We start from the raw sequence: 17,262 nt of genomic DNA on the forward strand, positions 1-17,262 counted from the left end.
CTCTCCGCCGTGACACGCCCCTTCATTCGCGGGACAGGTGCGTGTTCCGGCCGTACCACCGTTTCTTGTGTGTCAATTTCAAGAAATCCTCCTGGATGGGTCTGTTACAGTTTTTTAGGCTTTCAAGTTCTCTTAAAGAATGATATGTACGCCGCGAATCATCTAGGGACGACACGTCGCCGTATGTGTCACTCGGGCCGAGTTTCACGAGGGTTGTAAGAGGCACCTTTGCGAGTCTGGGGGTCCACGATGTCCCGCCTTGAGAACAGCTGCTGTGGAATGAGTGTCTGAGCGCGTGTCCGCGCCAGGGGCTGATCCGGTCATCCAATCATTTCAATAGAGTGCTTGCTGGATGGGGTGTCCCGTCCTGTCTTGTTGTGTCTGATCTGTCAACCATGGTCGCGCCGTGGCGCTGAGTGCTCACCAGCCTCGCGTCCCTGGCGCCGATGGAACATCTGCATTCGCGAGGAAGAGACATCTTATGTGTGGCTTCATTGGCGTCTATCAACGCAATCCCGCTGTCATTGATGAACACTCCCTGCTCAAGGCCTTGAGCAGCATCAACCACCGGGGTCCCGACGAGCGCAGTGTGTGGCATGACCCGTCGGGCCGCGCGGCGCTCGGACACGTCCGCTTGAGCATCATCGGGTTGAACAATGGTAGTCAGCCCATTGTCGCGGAGCAGGGAGATCTGACCCTGGTGGTCAATGGGGAGTTCTATGACCATGAGCGGATCCGCCGCGAGCTGGAGGCCGAGGGGTGTATCTTCAAGACCGCCTCGGACAGCGAGATCGCGCTGCATCTCTATCGCCGCTCCGGCGTGGCGGGGCTCAAGCAGTTGCGTGGCGAGTTCGCCATCGTGCTGTTCGACCGGAGGCGCCGGCTGATGATGGCGGTGCGCGACCGGATGGGCATCAAGCCGTTGTTCTATGCCCAGCACGGGGGCGCCTGGTATTTCGCGTCGGAAATCAAGGCGTTGCTGGCCGCCGGCATCCCCGCGGAGTGGGATGAGGATGCGTACGCGAGCCGTGCCTTCTATCTGCGCGATCACACCCTGTTCAAGGGCGTGCGCAGCGTGCAGCCGGGCTGCTGGGTGATGGTCGACAACGGCGGCCTGCACAATGGCCGCTACTGGGACATGGAGTTCGCCCGTCAGGACGCCGTCTATCCGGCCGACGAGAAGGGAATGATCGAGGCCGTGCGCGCGGCGGTGGAGGAGTCGGTGCGCCTGCGCCTGCGGGCGGATGTGCCCATGGGCGTCTATCTCAGCGGTGGCATCGACTCCTCGGCCATGCTGGGCATGGCCACGCACCTGTCCAGCCAGCCGCTGAACGCCTTCAACCTGTCCTTCACGGACATGGATGACTACGACGAGAACCGGTTCGCCCGGCTCGCCGCGGAGCACAACGGTGCGCGCTTCCACACCATCGCCGTCTCCCAGGACAACCTCGCCGATTTCTTCGAGCAGGCCCTGTGGCACAACGAGACGCCGTTCTTCAACGCGCACGGCGTGGCCAAGTACATCCTGAGCCAGCAGGTGCGTGAGGCCGGGATGAAGGTGGTGCTCACCGGCGAGGGCGCCGACGAGGTGTTCGCCGGCTACCCGCACTTCCGCCGGGACATGCTGCTGTACAACTCCGAGCAGCAGGATCCGGAGGTGGTCAACAAGCTGCGCCAGCGCATCCAGGAGAGCGAGCAGGGCTATGTGCAGCCGGACATGCCCCAGGACATCCACTGGATGATTCAGCAGCTGCGCCATGGCGTCTCCTGGCTGGACAACCAGGCCGGCTGGTTCAAGGCCCTGGAGTCGCTCTACCGCGCGGACTTCCACGACCGTTTCCAGGGCGTGGACCCCTACCGCCAGTTCTTCGATCGGCTGGATCACCGCAACCTCGAGGGCCGGGATCCGGTGCACAAGTCCATGTACTTGTGGGCCAAGTCCTACCTGCCCAACTTCGTGCTGACCACGCTGGGCGACCGCATGGAGATGGCCAACAGCATCGAGGGACGCGTGCCGTTGCTGGACCACCACGTGGTGGAGCTGGCCTGCCGGCTGCCGGTGTGGATGAAGGTGCGGGGCTCCACGGAGAAGTACGTGTTCCGTGAGGCGATGCGGCCGTACCTGCCGGACGCCTTGTACAAGCGCAAGAAGCACTACTTCCGCGCTCCGCCCGCGACCCTGCAGCAGCAGGGACGGCTGTACCAGCTGGTCCAGGACGTGCTCCGCGGTGGGGAACTGGACGCGCTGCCGTTCTTCGAGCCGGCGAAGGTCCGCTCGCTGCTGGAGAAGCTGCCGCGACTGTCGGCCCAGGAGCAGGGTCTGCTCGATCCGATGTTGATGGAGCTGACGAGTCTCTGCCTGTTGCAGCGCCGCTTCGCCATGGGGTCTTCCGGAGCTTCCGCTCACTGGAATTCGCGAGTCGCGGCATGAGAATCGCCATCATTGGCGCGGGCCTCAATGGCCTGGCCTGCGCCATCATGTTGAAGCGCTTCGGTCTGGAGTGCACCGTCTTCGAGCGCGGTCAGGGGCCCCGCGACTCGGGGACGGGGATCTATGTCTGGCCGCAAGCCATGCAGGTCCTGCGCTTCGTGTTGAAGAACCGGGACTTCCTCGGCCGCGGCCAGGCCATCGAGTTCCTGGACACCCATGACAAGCAGGGCCGGCTGATCCACAGCCAGCCGGTGCGTCCGGAGGGGCTCGGCATTCCGGCGCCGGCGATGATGTTCCTGCGCACGGAGCTGTTCCGTCTGCTGGCGGCCAGCCTGGAGGAGCGGGACATCCGCTACGGCATGGGCTGCGAGCGGCTGGAGGACCTGGGGGACCAGGTCCAGGTCACCTTCAGCAATGGGCAGGTGGAGGGCTTCGATCTGGTCATCGGTGCCGACGGCGTCTCCTCCACCGTGCGGAGCTTCGTCGACCCGGGCATGATCCCCTACGACACCGGGCTGGTGGCGAGCCGGGGCGTGGTGGCCTTCCGCTCGCCGCTGCTGCATTCCGACCGGTGCCAGATCTTCACCTCCACGCACTCCCGGGTGGTCACCTATCCGCTCAACGAGGCCACCTCGCTGCGCTACTGGTTCGCCGCCTACCAGCATCGCAATCAGCCGCTGCTCGACCGCGCGGGCCTGCTGGAGCTGTTCGCCGCCCTGCCGGAGGAGCTGCTGCGGATGATCGGGGCGACCGAGGAGAAGGAGATCCTCACCCACAAGCTCAAGGCCTTGACGGGTGAGGGCCACTGGTTCCGGGGACGGGTCGTGATGCTCGGCGACAGCATCCACGCGATGCTGCCGACGCTGGGCTATGGATTGACGCTCGGACTGGAGAACGGCTTCATGCTGGCCCAGGCGTTGGTCGGCCACTGCGACAAAAGCCTGGAGTCCGCCCTGAAACGCTACGAGCTGCGCGCGGCCCAGCGCTCGCGTGACATGCTGAAGGTGATGCGGGACATGACGGACCTGTATTACTTCGAGCGCGAAGGCGAGGTCAGCAAGGCGCGGCTCACCCCCATCGTCCAGCGCTTCCACCACCTCGCGCAGAGCACGGTGTTCTAGGCAAGGGCCATGACTGAACATCTTCGAGACGCGGTCCGCTCCTTCGTCAATGATTTCGTGAGGCCCCACGTGGCGGAGTGGGAGCGCGACGGGGCCTATCCGATGGAGTTGCACCGGCGGGCCGGCGAGGCCGGTCTGCTGGCATTGGGGCACTCGCCAGAGCGGCTTCCGGAGGATCCCGCGGCGCTGGCGGTGCTGGTGGAGCAACTGACCCTGGGAGGCTCGCAGGGCATCACCATGGGGCTGGCCTCGCATTTCGTCAGCCTGAAGGCGGTGCAGGGCGGCGATCCCCAGGTGGCGGCCCGTGTGGTTCCCGCCGTGCTCAAGGGGGAGCGGAGCATCGTCCTGGCGCTCACCGAGCCCCAGGCGGGCTCGGATCTCCGGGCGCTCCAGTGCCGGGCGGACTTCATCGACGGCGAGTACCGGCTCACGGGCGACAAGGCCTTCATCTGCAATGGCTCCCGCGCGGATTGGCTCCTGGTGGGCGCGCTCCTCGAGGGCAAGCTGGAGTTGTTCCTGGTGGACGGCGACGCGGCGGGGTCTCGCGGTACGCGTCAGGCCTGCCTCGGCTGGCGCTGCCTGCCCCTGGCGGATTTTCGCTTCGAGCGGACGGTCGCGCGTCGTCTGACCCAGGGCAATGGGGTGGGGCGGCTCTTGCAGCAATGCCTGCAACAGGAGCGGTTGAACCTGGCGGTGATGGCGATGGCCTCGGCGGAGCTGGCCCTGCGCGCGGCCATCGAGCACTGCCGCGGGCGCCAGGTGGGTGGAGAGGCGTTGCTGGACAAGTCCGTCATCCGTCAGCGGCTCGCGGAGCGGCACTCGGAGCTGAGTCTGGTGCGCGTGTATGTCGAGCAGGCGGTGCGCTGGCAGGCCGCCGGCGAGCTGAGCGCGACCCAGGCCGCCATCGCGAAGAACACGGCCGTGGACGTGCTCGAGCGCATTGCCCACGACGCCGTGCAGGTGCATGGCGCGCACGGCTGCGTGGAGCCCTCGGTGGTCGAGCGCATCTACCGCGATGCGCGGCTGCTCGGCATCGGTGGGGGCGCCCGGGAAGTCATGTTGGAAATCATTGGAAGGTCTTTGTGACGGGTCACACCATGACAATCATCAGTGAGCACGCCCAGGCACACTCGCGGGCGCTGCTGGAGCATGCGTACCAACGCTACTGCGGCCTGCGTCTGATCGAGCAGCGTCCCGGCTTCTGTCAGTGCCAGCTGCGGGTGACGGAGGCGATCGACAACCTCAGCCATACCCTGCATGGCGGGGTGCTGTATTCCATGCTCGACGTGGTGAGCATGCTGGCCACCTTGCCGATGCTCGGGCCGGACGAGTACGCGCTGACCAACAGCTTCAACAGCATGATGATGTCGGCCACGCCGCTGGGCACCGAGGTGCTGTTCGAAGCCGAGGTCGTGCGCTCCGGGCGCAACCTCATCTTCACGCACAGCCAGGCCTGGAAGCTCGTCGAGGACGGCAAGCGGGTCCAGGTCGCGTCCGCCCAGTTGAGCAAGTTCCGCATGCGCTACGACTGGAAGGCCGACGCGGCCAAGACGGGCTGACTCGTTGATGGCCTCGGGAGTCCGTGCCGGGCTCGTCCCTCAGGCGTCCTGGTTGCTGTTGACCGCCGCGAGGACGTAGGTGATGCCCGCGGTGATGGTCCTGTGGACGGCCCCAGACAGGATCCAGGGAGCAAGGCCTCCTGTGCTCCTTTGCTATCGTGACGGGGAGGAGAACACCCCATGTCACGCCTGATCTGCGTCTCGCGCGAGCCTGAAGGACTCATGGGGCTCGTGCTTCCCGAGGAGGAGGGCGCGAGCCGTCTGCTCCGGGTCCCGCTGGAGCAGCTCTCCGGACCCGGTGCCGCGGAGCGTGCGTCCCTGCGGGCGTCCTGGGAGCACCTGGGCCGGGCGCGTGGCGCGACCGTGGACACGCTCACCCATGTGCTCCGCGTGCTGCTGCACACCGTGGCCGGTGAGCCGGGCCCCGCGCCATCGCTGGCCCACCCCTGGTTGGAGTCTCCTCCCGCGCCGCACCGGAGGACCGCCGCCCACCCCCGGGGCTATCGGGGCACCATCCATCAGCCGCCCAAGCGCGCCTCTCCAGAGGTGCTCGACGTCCGTCCCTACCTGCTCCATCGCGCGACGGTCCGGGCCCTGCTCGAGTCCTTGCGCCCCCATGTGGACGAGGCGCTCCAACGCCTCGGGGACGAGGGTTTGTCGCTTGAGCGCCTGGCACTCGTGCGTCAGGCGTTGCTGGCTGCCGGGCGCGCCGAGGTGGCCCTGGCCTGGCGCCACGGAGTCCTCGAGGAGCGCGGCGCCGAGCTGCCCGCGTCCCTCGTCCGGCTGGGTTGTCTCCTGACTCCAGGCGTGCCGGCCGACTTCGGCCGACTGCTCGCGCTCCGGGGACGGCTGGCGCTCGACACGCATCCGGAGGTGATGATCCTCGCGGCGCGGTTGTTGGCCGAATGGGGACCGGAGAAGGGTTTGGGCTGGCTGGAAGTCGCGGCGTCGCTCGTGCCCGAGTCCCAGACGGCCCTGCTCGCGGCCCTCTTCCAGGCGAAGACGTCCCCGTTCGATGCCAGCCTTTATGACCCGCGCATCGAGGCGTTCGCGTCCCTCCGGGCCGATTGGCGGGTGGACTACCTGCGTGGGCTCGCGTCGGGTCTCTCCAGTGACTTCCTGCTGAGTGGCCTGCGTCTCTTGGATGCCCTCGGCATGTCCAGGGAGGGATTGCCCCGCGTGCTTCCCAGGTCGAGTGGTCCCGTCCCGGAAGAGTGCCTCCTGGACCTCTTCGACTTCGTGGCGTCGAAGCTGTCCGGCGCCTACCTCCCGGTTTGTTTGTGGGAGCTGTGTGGAGCGCTTCCGGGTTTCGCCGAGCTCCTCGTCGCCACACCGTGGAGGGCCCTGAGCGCGGAGGCCGCCTGGCATCTGGCGTATGAGCTCTCTTGTCTCTGGGACCCGGGTGAGGAGCGCCCTCGGGAGTGGGCGGCCATCCGTCGGTTGCATCCGCGGCTGTTGCGGTTGTTGGAGCGGATTCCGGCGAGTCACCAGCAGCGCGCCGTCGAGATGGTGTTCAAGGTGCTGGGAAGACGGGGCGCGAAGTGGTCGGGTCCCGACTGGCTGGAGTCCACCACGTTCCGCCTGGTCGAACGTCTCTGTGGGCCCTCGTTCGCGACAGTCGACCGCTTCGTCTCGGTGCTCGAGCCCCTGTTGCACCACTCCCTGCCCGAGGTGCGTGAGCGGCTCTCGCGTGTCTCTGACCGGAGCCTGCTGCGCTTCGAGGAGGGCTGTTCGCGCGGAGACCTCGTGGGCCTGGTGGGCGAGGGGATGCGGCTGCTGGTCGCCCGCCACGCGTCGCTGGTGCTCGATGCCTTGGAGTCCTGCACCGAGACCCTGGTGCGCACGGCGCAGCTGCTGGGCACGCCGCACAAGGAGGCCCAGGCCGCGCTGCTGGAAGACTTCGCCCGGCATCCATGGGTCCGAGAGGATCCCTTCCAGTGGCCACCCGGAGTGCTCGCCGCCAGCCTGCGTGAGCACTGCGTGGACGGGGTGGAGAGCCCCCTGCCCAGGAAGGCCCGGCTCGCGTGGGAGGCGGGTGAGGCGCTGACGCCGGTACAGACGGAGCGGGCCTTGCGCCTCGCCGCGACGCAACTGCCCCGGCTGCGGCTCCAGGTGCTGGCGCGCGGCGTGCTCGAGTTCCTGCGAGGCAACCTGGAGGCCGACGTGGGCGACACGCGCGTGCGGCATGCCCTGCAGATGGCGCGCCTCGTGGAGGGCGGCAACCGGCGGGGGCTGCGCAGGCTGTTGAACCACTACTTCGCGGGCGAGCGCGACTTCATCGTCCACCACCCCGAGTCCCGGTCCTGGTTCGCGCGCCATCCCCGGGTGAAGCCGGAGACCTGGCTCACCGGTCCGGTGCTGTGCCGGGAGGTGCCGGGCTTCGGGCGCGTCACCCTGGCCCTGGAGCGCGATGCGTTGGAGGTGCTCCGCATGGGCACCTACGTGGGGAGCTGCTTCGGCCTCAATGGCCTCTACGCGGAGTCCGCGGCCGCCGTGGCGCTCGACGTCAACAAGCGTGTCCTCTACGCCCGGGACTCGCGGGGAAGCGTCCTCGCGCGGCAACTCCTCGCCATCTCCAAGGACGACCTCCTGGTGCCGTTCTTCGTCTACCCGAAGAGCGCGGCCCCCGCGCTCCAGGCCCTCTTCCTCGACTATGATCTGGCCTTCGCCGAGGCGCTGGGGCTGCCCTTGAACGACGGGGACGGGGATCCAGAGGTGGAGTTCGTGCTGTCCTCGTCCTTCTGGCACGACGGCGCGTGGGACTTCACGACTCCCGACGACGAAATGGCTCCCCCGTCGAGCCCGGAGCCCGTTTCACATCCGTGACCCGCGTGGATCACTGCTAGGGTCGGGCGCGTGATGTCGTTCTTCTCGCGCTTCTTCCGCTTCCTGCGTTCCAGCTTCGTCGGCATCCTGGCCACGGTGGCCGACTTCGCCGTGCTGGAGATCTGCGTGCGGCTGCTGCACGTCGAGCCCTCCACCGCGAAGATCTTCTCCTTCCTGGTGGGGCTCTCGGTCCAGTTCTTCGGCAACCGCACGTTCGCCTTCCACGCCACCGGCGGCAGCCTGCGCCGCCAGGCCCTGTTGTTCTGCGCCGTCGAGTCGATCACCCTCACGCTCAACTGGCTGCTCTTCCGCTTCCTGATCAGGTCGCTGCACCTGCCCCTCGAGCTGGCCAACCTCATCGTGACGTTCGTCATCTACGTGGGCTTCAGCTACCCCGCGTGGCGGATCGTCTTCCGCGTGTCCAAGACCCATGGGCAGGAGCCGGGCGGGCCCGGGGCACCTTCCGGCGCCGCGTGAGGCCCGCCGGGCCGCCGCGTTCAGGACGCGCTGTCGGCCTGTGCGCGTCGTCGGGCGCGTGCCGGCTCGAGCATCAGGGACGTCTGGGGCTCGCGCCCCGTCAGCCGCTCCAGGAACGTGCCCAGTTGCGAGGCGCGCTCCATGTGGGTGGAGCGCAGGGTGCGCATGCGCTCGGGGCACACGCGCAGCAGCCGGGCCATGGCGGGCCCCGCTGGGCTGATGCCCGTGGCCTGCGCCAGCAGGTTGAGCATGGCGTCCGGGTCCGTCTCGTACACGCCGATCTCCTGCTCCTGGATGTAGGCGGGATGGGCGTCCTCGCTGCCCGGGATGATGTGGAAGAGCATGAACGGGCCGCAGCGCGTCTCCATCAGCTCGTGCATGGACGCGGGCGCCAGGCTGCCGAGCACGGGCACGTCCGCCAGCGCCATCAGCCGCGCCATCAGCGAGGCGTTGACGAAGCCGAAGAGCGCGACGCGCGGCTGGCCCTGGACCCGGGCCTTCAAGGCGTCATGGAAGCGCTCGTTGCGCCCACACACCACCATCACGTTGAGGCGCTCCATCAGCGCGGGCGTGCGCAGCAGCCGCTCCAGCACGGGCATCGTCTTGCTCGTCCAGGCGGAGCCCCCGAGGAACAGCAGCGTCGGGCGCGAGGGATCCACGCCCTCGAGCTGGGGGTGCTCGGCGCGCAGCGCTTCCAGCAGGGCGCGGCGGCGCGTCTCCGACAGCCGGCCCCGCGTGCCCATCTCCCGGCCCATCTCCAGGAAGGGGGCCTTGGGGATGAACCCGGACAGGTGCACGCGCGAGAGCGGATAGTGACCGCGCACCCGGAGCCGCTCGCGCACCTGGGGCACCATCACGATGAGGGCATCGAGCCGGTAGGCCTCCTGCGACGGGGCGAAGATCTCCGTCGGCTCGCCATAGTCCGGGATGGCGCTGACGATGGGCATGTCCAACCCCAGCTGGCGCCGGGCACGCACGAACATCGCCGACTGGAGGAAGTGCGTGGAGATCACGAGATCCGGCCGGTGCTGCTCCAGGGCCTGCCGGGCCTCGGCCTCCAACTGCGGATTGAGCAACACGGTCGGGGTCAGGGCGCCCCGGGCGTGGCCCAGGCTGAACAGGAGCGCCTGTATCCAGGGCGCCCGGTGGATGCAGAAGTCATAGAAGCCGCTGACCCGGGTGTCCTGGCTGTCGAAGCTGAGGAGTTCGTAGTCGCGGTTTCCGGGATCCAGGGAGGCCAGCGCCGTCCGCAGTGAGTCGCGTAGTGCGGTGTGGCCTCCTCCAACGGGCATGGTGGCGAGCAGGATGCGTTTCATAAGATCCAGAAGGAAGACCGGCCCTGGGGCTTCCGACCCGAGGTGCGGACGGGGGGCCGGCCGCGGTCGGAAAGCGCGCCGAGATGTGATGGACGGGGCAGCCAAATGTCCAGGGAGTTCGTGCACCCTCACCTGGATCATTCCTGAAGCGGACCTCCAGGCGAGCGCTCGGATGCCACAACCTTTTCTCATGGGGTGATAGAGAGGGAGTCGTGACACGTGCCGTCATTTTCCTAGGTTGCGTCTTCTCCCTTGGGTCGGCTTGTACTCCCCCCCAGGGGCAGGCGGATGCCTCCTCGCCGCCCGCGGTGGTGATGCATGGGGTTCGCCTGCGCTCGTTCGAGGGGAACACCCCCTCGCTGGAGGGCCAGGCGCGCAGCGCCACCTACGAGCGCAGCGGTGATCTCACCGCCTCCGAGGCCACGATCCGGGTGCCCGGCAAGACGCCCGGGGACGTCACGGTGGTGACCGCGCGGGAGCTGGAGGGCCACCTGGGCACCCGGCAGCTCGTGGCCACCGGGGACGTGGTCGTGCGCAACCCCTCCGGCATGGTGGCGCGCACCCCCCGGGTCGCCTATGACGCCGTCCAACAAACGGCGCGCGGCGCCGAGGGGGTCCAGGTCCAGGGCCCCGACTACCGCCTGAGCGCCGAGACGTTCCTGATTTCCCTGCCCGATGGGCAATTCACCTTCGAGGGCTCGGTGCACACCGTGCTGGAGGCCGCGGATGATTGAGTACCTCCTGACGGCTTTCTTCGTGGCCCAGCCCGTGCCGGTGGCCAGCGCCGCCCCGGGGGCCGCCCCCGCGCCCCGCAAGGAGGAGCCGCGGCTGAGGAATCCGGTGGAGATCACCTCCAAGCGGGTGAGGGGCTCGCGCGATCAGGCCGTCTTCTCCGGCGACGTGGTGGTCAAGCAGCGCACCATGGACCTGCGCTGTGACGAGATGACCGCCTCCTACACGGGCCCGCGCGAGGTGACGCGCGTGGAGTGCGCGGGGAACATGCGCCTGGTGGACGGGGAGCGCACCGCCCAGGGCGAGCGCGCCGTGCTCGACGTGCCCAGCGGCAGGCTCGTGGTGACGGGCAACCCCGAGGCGAGGGATCCCACCACGGCCCTGCGCGGCTCCGAGGTGCGCCTGCTCATGGGCGCGCGGGGCATGGAGTACGAGGTGGACGAGGCCGTCGTCACCCTCGAGGCGGCTCCGCTGCGCACGCCGCGCAAGGGCGGGGGCAAGGAGGGCGGCGCGCAGCGGTTCCCCGCGGAGATCACCGCCCGCCGGGTCGTCGGCTCGTCCACCCAGGCCGTCTTCACGGGAGACGTGGTGGTGAAGCACCGGACGTTGGATCTGCGGTGCGACAAGATGATCACCTACTTCAGCGCGACGCGGGAGGTGAGCCGGGCCGAGTGCGTGGGGCACGTGCGCGCCCAGGACGGGGCGCGGCAGGCGCGGGGCGAGCGGGCCGAGCTCAACGTCCCCACCGGGGTGCTGTGGCTGACGGGCAACCCCGAGGCGCGCGACGCCACCACCCACCTGCGTGGCTCGGAAGTGCGGATGACGATCGGCGACGCGAATTTCGAGGTGAAGGACGCCGTTGTGACCGTCGAGTCCGCGCCGTCCGCGCCTCGGGGCAAGGGGGCGGGCAAGGGGCCTCCAGGCAAGTCGCCTGACAACTCGCAGTCGGGGAGTACCAGGCAACCATGAGCGGCCGGTTGTTCGCGGAGGGTCTCCAGAAGACCTTCAACAAGCGTCAGGTGGTGCGGGGCGTGTCCTTCCAGGTCGCGCAGGGCGAGGTGGTGGGGTTGTTGGGCCCCAACGGCGCCGGCAAGACGACGAGCTTCAACATGGTGGTGGGCCTGGTGCGGCCCGATGCCGGCCGCGTGCGCATGGAGGGCGCGGATCTCACCGGGCTGCCCATGCACCGGCGCACCCTCCACGGCCTGGGCTACCTGCCCCAGGAGTCCTCCATCTTCCGCAAGCTCACCGTGCGGCAGAACTTCCTGTCCGTGCTCGAGCTGCAGAAGGGCCTGGACCGCGCCGCCCGCGAGCGCCGGGCCGAGCAACTGCTGGAGGAGTTCGACCTGCGCCACGTGGCCGAGGCCCCCGGCGAGGTGCTCTCCGGAGGCGAGCGCCGCCGCACGGAGATCGCCCGCTCGCTCATTCCCGAGCCGCGCTTCATCCTCTTCGACGAGCCCTTCGCCGGCGTGGACCCCATCAACGTGGGCGACATCCAGGCGCAGATCTCCCTGCTCAAGTCCCGCGGCCTGGGCGTGCTCATCACCGATCACAACGTCCAGGAGACCCTGGGCATCTGTGATCGGGCGTACATCATCGCACAGGGGCAGATCCTCGAAGAGGGGACGCCCGAACAGCTCGTCGCTTCACCCCGGGCGCGAGCGGTGTATCTCGGCGAGCGTTTCCGCCTGCAGTCCGGGTGAGGGCCCACCGTCCGCCCCCCCGAGGCCGTCGCTCCGCCCGTGCCCGCCTCGTCGCCTGGTGTCCACCCGTCCATTCCTGAACGTCTCCCGCGATTCGCGAGGTTGGCTAAACTCGCGGAATAAAAGGAGAAATTCACTCACTGCAAGGGATGCGCCGGACCCGGGGGCACTGGACGAAGTCAGGGGGCCTTGTTAGCTTGGCACGGTCCTTGATGGCGGGTCGCCGTCAAGTCGAGCATTGAAAAGGGCGGGAGACCCCAGAAATGGCGATGGAACTCAAGCAGAGCCTGAAGCTTTCGCAGCAGCTGGTGATGACGCCCCAGCTGCAGCAGGCCATCAAGCTGCTGCAACTCTCGCGCATGGAGTTGTTGGAGCAGGTCCGGGAGGAGATGGATCAGAATCCACTCCTGGAACAGCCGGACGAGACGCCCTTCGGCGACCTGTCCGACAAGGAGCCGGGCGAGGCTTCCCTGGAAGCCGCGAATACCGAGATTCCCAGGGACATGGAGGCACGCACCCCGGACACGGCGACGGAGTTCAAGGCCGACAAGGACGGCCCGCCGGAGATCGACTGGGAGGCGTACCTCAACAGCTACCAGTTCAACGAGCCGACCACGGCGTCCAACAAGGGCAACGTGGCCACGGACGACATGCCCTCCTTCGAAGCCAACATGGTGGAGAAGGAGGACCTGGTCGACCACCTGCAGGAGCAGCTGGGCACGCTGCGGCTCAACGAGGCCGAGCGCCGCGTGGGTATGCTCATCCTCGGCAACCTGGACCACGACGGCTACCTCAAGCTGGAGGAGGTGGAGGGAGACCCCCTCATCCGCCTGGCCAACGAGGCGGACGTGCCCATGAGCGTGGCCGAGCGCACCCTGCGCCGCATCCAGAACCTGGAGCCCAAGGGCTGCGCCGCGCGCGACTTGCAGGAGTGCCTGCTCATCCAGGTGGCCGCGCTCAAGGAGAAGCACGCACCGCTGCTCGGCCTCATCATCAAGCGCCACATGAAGTACCTGGAGAGCAAGAACCTCCCGGCGATCGCCAAGGACTTGAAGGTGTCGCTCGAGGAGGTGGTGGAGGCCTCCAAGCTCCTGCCGCGGTTGGATCCCAAGCCGGGCCGCAACTTCAGCGGCGACGACGCGCAGTTCATCACCCCGGACGTGTTCGTCTACAAGATGGAGGACGACTACACGGTGGTGCTCAACGACGACGGCCTGTCCAAGCTGCGCATCTCCGGCATGTACCGTAACGCGCTCAAGGCGGGCGGGGTGGGCCCCGGGCAGACCAAGGAGTTCATCCAGGAGAAGCTCCGGAGCGCCCAGTGGCTCATCCGCTCCATCCACCAGCGCCAGCGCACCATCTACAAGGTCACCGAGAGCATCGTGAAGTTCCAGCGCGAGTTCCTCGACCAGGGCATCGCGCACCTCAAGCCGCTCATCCTCCGGGACGTGGCCGAGGACATCGGCATGCACGAGTCCACCGTGTCGCGCGTGACGACGAACAAGTACGTGCACACGCCCCAGGGCATCTTCGAGCTGAAGTACTTCTTCAACTCGTCCATCGCCCGCGTGTCCGGCGACGACACCGCGAGCGAGGCCGTCAAGCACCACATCAAGCAGCTCGTCAGCCAGGAAGATCCGCGCAACCCCTACTCGGATCAGAAGATCGTCGAGCTGCTCAAGGCCCAGGGCACGGAGATCGCCCGGCGCACCGTGGCCAAGTACCGCGAGGTGCTCAACATCCTGCCGAGCAGCAAGCGCAAGCGCTACTTCTAGCCCCGCGCGCCCCCTCCCGGACAGGGCTTGTCCGGAAGGCCCGGAGGGGGCTCATGATGCGGCCCATGTCCGCCATGAGCCCCGAGTCCGGCCCCGTCCCCACGCGTGAACCCACGCCGCTCGTCGTCCCTCCGGTGACCCTGGAGGGCGAGCACGTGCGCCTCGAGCCGCTCGCCCTCTCGCATGTCCCCGGGCTCGCGGCGCTGCTCGAGCCAGAGATCTTCGAGCACTTCAACCTGGTGCTGCGCACGCCCGCGGACGTGGAGGCCTACGTCGCCGCCGCGCTGAAGGCCGCGGAGGCGGGGGTGGAGCGGCCCTTCGTCATCCTCGAGCGGGAGACGGGCACGCCGGTGGGCACCACGCGCTACCTGGACATCCAACGCACGCACCGCACGCTGGAGATTGGCAGCACGTGGCTGGCCCGGCGCGTCTGGCGCTCCCGGGTGAACACCGAGTGCAAGTTCCTCCTGCTGCGCCATGCCTTCGAGACGCTCGGGGTGATGCGCGTGCAGCTCAAGACCGACCGGCGCAACACCCGCTCGCGCACGGCCATCGAGCGGCTGGGCGCGCGCTTCGAGGGAGTCCTCCGCCACCACATGCTGGTGCGCGGCGGTCAGGTGCGCGACTCGGCCTACTACGGCATCGTCGATACCGAGTGGCCCGAGGTGAAGGCGGGCCTCGCGCGCAAGCTGGAGATCACTGGTCGCTGAGCCCGCCCGCTTCCCGGGCGTGGGGTCCTCGCGCGGTGGTTGCCAGTCACACCCGGCCTCCCCACCGTGGGCTGGGTACACCCAACCCGAGGATTTCCCACATGGCTCAGAAAGATCCGCGTTCCGCCGGCAACCCGCCCCCGCAGCCTCCGCAGGAGCAGTCGGCCCCGGCGCTCGAGTCCAAGATGACGCCCGAGCCCGATTACGGGCTGACCTCGTACAAGGGGCTTGGCCGGTTGAAGGGCCGCGTGGCGCTCGTCACTGGCGGCGACAGTGGCATCGGCCGCGCGGTGTGCCTGGCGTTCGCCCGCGAGGGCGCCGACGTGGCCTTCGGCTACCTCAACGAGGACCAGGACGCCGAGGTGACCCGGCGCGCCGTCGAGGAGTCCGGCCACCAGGTGGTGTCCTTCCGGGGAGATCTCACGGACGAGGCCGTGTGCCGCCGCCTCATCGAGGACACGGTGAAGCGCTTCGGCCGCATCGACATCCTCGTCAACAACGCCGCCTACCAGGGCAAGGCGGTGGAGAAGTTCGAGGAGATCTCCGCCGAGCGGCTCGAGCGCACCTTCCGCACCAACATCCTCGCGATGTTCCACCTGGTGCGCTACGCGCTGCCGCACATGAAGAAGGGCTCCACCATCATCAACACGGCCTCCATCCAGGCCTACCAGCCCACGCCCAGCATCCTCGACTACGCGTGCACCAAGGGCGCCATCGTCACCTTCACCAAGGGCCTGGCCCAGGAACTCATCGAGCGCGGCATCCGCGTCAACTGCGTGGCGCCCGGCCCCGTGTGGACGCCCATCATCCCCGCCTCCTTCGACGCGGAGAAGGTGAAGTCCTTCGGCGAGGACAACCCCACCGGCCGCGCCGGTCAGCCCGTCGAGCTGGCGCCCTCCTACGTGTTCCTCGCCTCCGACGAGTCCACCTACGTCAACGGCGAGGTGCTCGGCGTCACCGGCGGCAAGCTGCTCGCCTGAGTCGCCTCCGCCGCGCTGTCCTCCCCCGTCTCCGGGTCCGCGTAAGTCTTACCGGCTCGGAGACGGGTCATTCCTCGCTCGTAACCCAACCGCTTGAAATCCCAGGTCTTTCTGGCCGTGGACCCCTTGGCACGCGCGATGCTTTATCTCCGCTCACGCAGTGACGGGGATGGGTGGGCAGGTGGGGGGCGGGCAGGTCGGGTCGAGGGGCGTGGGGCAGGTGGGGGGCGGGGGGTCGAAGGGTCGTTGGAGGGGAGTGCCCTGTCAGGGGCGGTAGTGGGGGTTGTTCGTTGTTCATTGGGGAGGAGCCGCTGGGGGGCGGCTCCTCCCCAAACCTTTTGCGGGCTGGAGCGAGAGGTCCGGGGCAGGCTGCGCTTGCCTGAAGGACTTCCCCTCCACGCCACGAGGAGCCCCGCCATGAGCCCATCCGTCGAGAAGGGTGCCGCCATCGATGCCGACCGGCACAAGCGCGAGGCCGCCGAGCGCGCGGTGGAGTCCATCCAGCCGGGCATGGTGGTGGGGCTGGGCACGGGAAGCACCGCGGCCCACGTGGTGCACCGGCTGGCCGCCTTGCGGAGCGAGGGGAAGCTGCTGGACGTGAAGGGCGTGCCGACGTCGCGGCGGACGGAGGCCCTGGCGGAGTCGCTCGGCGTGCCCCTCACCACGCTGGAGGCGCACCCCGTGTTGGATCTCTGCATCGACGGCGCGGACGAGGTGGACCCGGCACTGCGGCTCATCAAGGGCGGGGGCGGCGCGCTGTTGCGCGAGAAGATCGTCGCCCAGGCGAGCCGCCGGCTGATCATCGTGGTGGACGAGGGCAAGTTGTCCCCCCGGTTGGGCACGCGCTGGGCGGTGCCGGTGGAGGTGGTGCCGTTTGGCTGGCGCTCGCAGGCGCTCTACCTGGAAGGACTGGGGGCACGCGTCACCCAGCGCCTGGGCCCCGAGGGCTCTCCCTTCGTGACGGATCAGGGCCACTTCATCCTCGACTGTGCCTGGGGTGCCCTGGAGGACCCGGAAGCGCTGGCCGCGCGGCTTCAGGCCCGGGCCGGGCTCGTGGAGCATGGCCTGTTCCTCGGGATGACGTCGGAGCTCATCGTGGCCGGTTCCCGGGGCGTGGAAGTTCGCCATCCCGGATGAAAGGTTCGTTGGAGGGCTCGCCCGCCCGGCCGCCCCTCCCATTGGGCCCCAGGGTGCTTACCTCTTCAGTCGTCACCAACTGGAGCTGGAGGGGTTCTCACATGGGTCTCGAAACACTGGTGCTCTGGCTGTTCATCGGTCTCATCGCGGGTTGGCTGGCCTCGGCGGTCGTGGGTGGGGGCTATGGCCTCGTGGGCGACATCGTCGTGGGCATCGTGGGCGCGTTCCTGGGCGGATGGCTCTTCCGCGCCATGGGGGTGGGCGCTCCGGGTAGCGGCATCGTCTCGACCATCATCGTGGCCTTCGTCGGCGCCGTCGTCCTGCTATTGATTCTGCGGGCCATCCATCGGACGACGTACAGGCGGGTGTGAGGCACCGGGTGCCTCGTGCACCCAACCCCCGGGGCGGGCCGGGTGCCATGCCCCGGGCCGGCCGCACCGTCCGTTGATTCCGGGCGGTGGGGCTCACCCGCGGCGTCTTCTTTCCTACCCGACC

At 68.3% G+C, this 17,262-nt stretch carries 15 protein-coding genes; 14 read left to right on the forward strand and 1 reads right to left on the reverse strand.

What is annotated here, in order from left to right; translation table 11 throughout:
- Window positions 1-481: 481 nt before the first annotated feature.
- From asnB to D187_RS23630, 6 genes are all read left to right on the forward strand, one after another.
- On the forward strand, window positions 482-2,431 hold the full coding sequence (gene asnB, locus D187_RS23605) for an asparagine synthase (glutamine-hydrolyzing) (protein ID WP_002628148.1): 1,950 nt from the start codon (window positions 482-484) through the stop codon (window positions 2,429-2,431).
- Entirely contained in the window at window positions 2,428-3,552 is a 1,125-nt protein-coding gene (locus D187_RS23610) for an FAD-dependent monooxygenase (RefSeq protein ID WP_002628149.1), read from the forward strand. Before asnB ends, D187_RS23610 begins: the two co-directional genes overlap by 4 nt.
- Window positions 3,553-3,561: 9 nt before the next feature.
- Window positions 3,562-4,638 carry an acyl-CoA dehydrogenase family protein gene (locus tag D187_RS23615; protein ID WP_002628150.1) on the forward strand — a complete coding sequence of 359 codons (1,077 nt, stop codon included), beginning with the start codon at window positions 3,562-3,564 and terminating at the stop codon, window positions 4,636-4,638.
- Window positions 4,639-4,649: 11 nt separating this feature from the next.
- Window positions 4,650-5,111, forward strand: a complete 462-nt coding sequence (locus tag D187_RS23620) for a PaaI family thioesterase (protein ID WP_043431311.1) — start codon at window positions 4,650-4,652, stop codon at window positions 5,109-5,111.
- Between the two features lie 180 nt (window positions 5,112-5,291).
- Window positions 5,292-7,937, forward strand: coding sequence for a hypothetical protein (locus D187_RS23625; RefSeq protein ID WP_002628152.1), 2,646 nt, complete (start codon window positions 5,292-5,294; stop codon window positions 7,935-7,937).
- 33 nt (window positions 7,938-7,970) lie between these two features.
- Window positions 7,971-8,414 (forward strand): GtrA family protein, encoded by a 444-nt coding sequence (locus D187_RS23630; protein WP_002628153.1) that lies wholly within the window; start codon window positions 7,971-7,973, stop codon window positions 8,412-8,414.
- A 20-nt stretch (window positions 8,415-8,434) separates the two neighbouring features.
- Here D187_RS23630 and D187_RS23635 read toward each other — a convergent pair whose 3' ends face one another.
- Entirely contained in the window at window positions 8,435-9,730 is a 1,296-nt protein-coding gene (locus D187_RS23635) for a UDP-N-acetylglucosamine--LPS N-acetylglucosamine transferase (protein ID WP_002628154.1), read from the reverse strand.
- A 314-nt stretch (window positions 9,731-10,044) separates the two neighbouring features.
- On the opposite strand from D187_RS23635, the gene D187_RS23640 reads away from it, so the two are divergent.
- The 8 genes from D187_RS23640 to D187_RS23680 all read left to right on the forward strand — a co-directional run bounded on the left by D187_RS23640 (window position 10,045) and on the right by D187_RS23680 (window position 17,138).
- Entirely contained in the window at window positions 10,045-10,464 is a 420-nt protein-coding gene (locus tag D187_RS23640; protein ID WP_002628155.1) for an LptA/OstA family protein, read from the forward strand.
- Window positions 10,457-11,431 carry an LptA/OstA family protein gene (locus tag D187_RS55420; protein WP_002628156.1) on the forward strand — a complete coding sequence of 325 codons (975 nt, stop codon included), beginning with the start codon at window positions 10,457-10,459 and terminating at the stop codon, window positions 11,429-11,431. The genes D187_RS23640 and D187_RS55420 overlap by 8 nt, the downstream gene beginning before the upstream one ends.
- On the forward strand, window positions 11,428-12,165 hold the full coding sequence (gene lptB / locus D187_RS23655; protein WP_002628157.1) for an LPS export ABC transporter ATP-binding protein: 738 nt from the start codon (window positions 11,428-11,430) through the stop codon (window positions 12,163-12,165). The genes D187_RS55420 and lptB overlap by 4 nt, the downstream gene beginning before the upstream one ends.
- A 263-nt stretch (window positions 12,166-12,428) precedes the next feature.
- A complete protein-coding gene (gene rpoN / locus D187_RS23660; protein WP_002628158.1) occupies window positions 12,429-13,940 on the forward strand; it encodes an RNA polymerase factor sigma-54 in 1,512 nt (503 codons plus the stop codon).
- Window positions 13,941-13,993: 53 nt separating this feature from the next.
- Window positions 13,994-14,650: a GNAT family N-acetyltransferase gene (locus D187_RS23665; protein ID WP_002628159.1), complete on the forward strand. Its 657-nt coding sequence runs from the start codon at window positions 13,994-13,996 to the stop codon at window positions 14,648-14,650.
- Between the two features lie 101 nt (window positions 14,651-14,751).
- Window positions 14,752-15,630, forward strand: a complete 879-nt coding sequence (locus D187_RS23670; protein WP_002628160.1) for an SDR family oxidoreductase — start codon at window positions 14,752-14,754, stop codon at window positions 15,628-15,630.
- A gap of 417 nt (window positions 15,631-16,047) precedes the next feature.
- Window positions 16,048-16,767: a ribose-5-phosphate isomerase RpiA gene (gene rpiA, locus D187_RS23675; RefSeq protein ID WP_002628161.1), complete on the forward strand. Its 720-nt coding sequence runs from the start codon at window positions 16,048-16,050 to the stop codon at window positions 16,765-16,767.
- A gap of 101 nt (window positions 16,768-16,868) precedes the next feature.
- Window positions 16,869-17,138, forward strand: a complete 270-nt coding sequence (locus D187_RS23680; RefSeq protein WP_002628162.1) for a GlsB/YeaQ/YmgE family stress response membrane protein — start codon at window positions 16,869-16,871, stop codon at window positions 17,136-17,138.
- The last annotated feature ends 124 nt before the right edge of the window (window positions 17,139-17,262 follow it).

This window comes from Cystobacter fuscus DSM 2262 (genome assembly GCF_000335475.2).
GTDB classification, from domain to species: domain Bacteria; phylum Myxococcota; class Myxococcia; order Myxococcales; family Myxococcaceae; genus Cystobacter; species Cystobacter fuscus.

What these genes read in the sequence shown, in the direction of transcription:
- D187_RS55420 (WP_002628156.1), top strand. Translation starts at nt 10,457, where the DNA reads ATGATTGAGTACCTCCTGACGGCTTTCTTCGTGGCCCAGCCCGTGCCG.
- D187_RS23630 (WP_002628153.1), top strand. Translation starts at nt 7,971, where the DNA reads ATGTCGTTCTTCTCGCGCTTCTTCCGCTTCCTGCGTTCCAGCTTCGTC.
- D187_RS23625 (WP_002628152.1), top strand. Translation starts at nt 5,292, where the DNA reads ATGTCACGCCTGATCTGCGTCTCGCGCGAGCCTGAAGGACTCATGGGG.
- D187_RS23635 (WP_002628154.1), bottom strand. Translation starts at nt 9,730, where the DNA reads ATGAAACGCATCCTGCTCGCCACCATGCCCGTTGGAGGAGGCCACACC.
- D187_RS23680 (WP_002628162.1), top strand. Translation starts at nt 16,869, where the DNA reads ATGGGTCTCGAAACACTGGTGCTCTGGCTGTTCATCGGTCTCATCGCG.
- D187_RS23665 (WP_002628159.1), top strand. Translation starts at nt 13,994, where the DNA reads ATGATGCGGCCCATGTCCGCCATGAGCCCCGAGTCCGGCCCCGTCCCC.
- D187_RS23640 (WP_002628155.1), top strand. Translation starts at nt 10,045, where the DNA reads ATGCATGGGGTTCGCCTGCGCTCGTTCGAGGGGAACACCCCCTCGCTG.
- D187_RS23670 (WP_002628160.1), top strand. Translation starts at nt 14,752, where the DNA reads ATGGCTCAGAAAGATCCGCGTTCCGCCGGCAACCCGCCCCCGCAGCCT.
- D187_RS23615 (WP_002628150.1), top strand. Translation starts at nt 3,562, where the DNA reads ATGACTGAACATCTTCGAGACGCGGTCCGCTCCTTCGTCAATGATTTC.
- rpoN (WP_002628158.1), top strand. Translation starts at nt 12,429, where the DNA reads ATGGCGATGGAACTCAAGCAGAGCCTGAAGCTTTCGCAGCAGCTGGTG.
- D187_RS23620 (WP_043431311.1), top strand. Translation starts at nt 4,650, where the DNA reads ATGACAATCATCAGTGAGCACGCCCAGGCACACTCGCGGGCGCTGCTG.
- lptB (WP_002628157.1), top strand. Translation starts at nt 11,428, where the DNA reads ATGAGCGGCCGGTTGTTCGCGGAGGGTCTCCAGAAGACCTTCAACAAG.
- D187_RS23610 (WP_002628149.1), top strand. Translation starts at nt 2,428, where the DNA reads ATGAGAATCGCCATCATTGGCGCGGGCCTCAATGGCCTGGCCTGCGCC.
- asnB (WP_002628148.1), top strand. Translation starts at nt 482, where the DNA reads ATGTGTGGCTTCATTGGCGTCTATCAACGCAATCCCGCTGTCATTGAT.
- rpiA (WP_002628161.1), top strand. Translation starts at nt 16,048, where the DNA reads ATGAGCCCATCCGTCGAGAAGGGTGCCGCCATCGATGCCGACCGGCAC.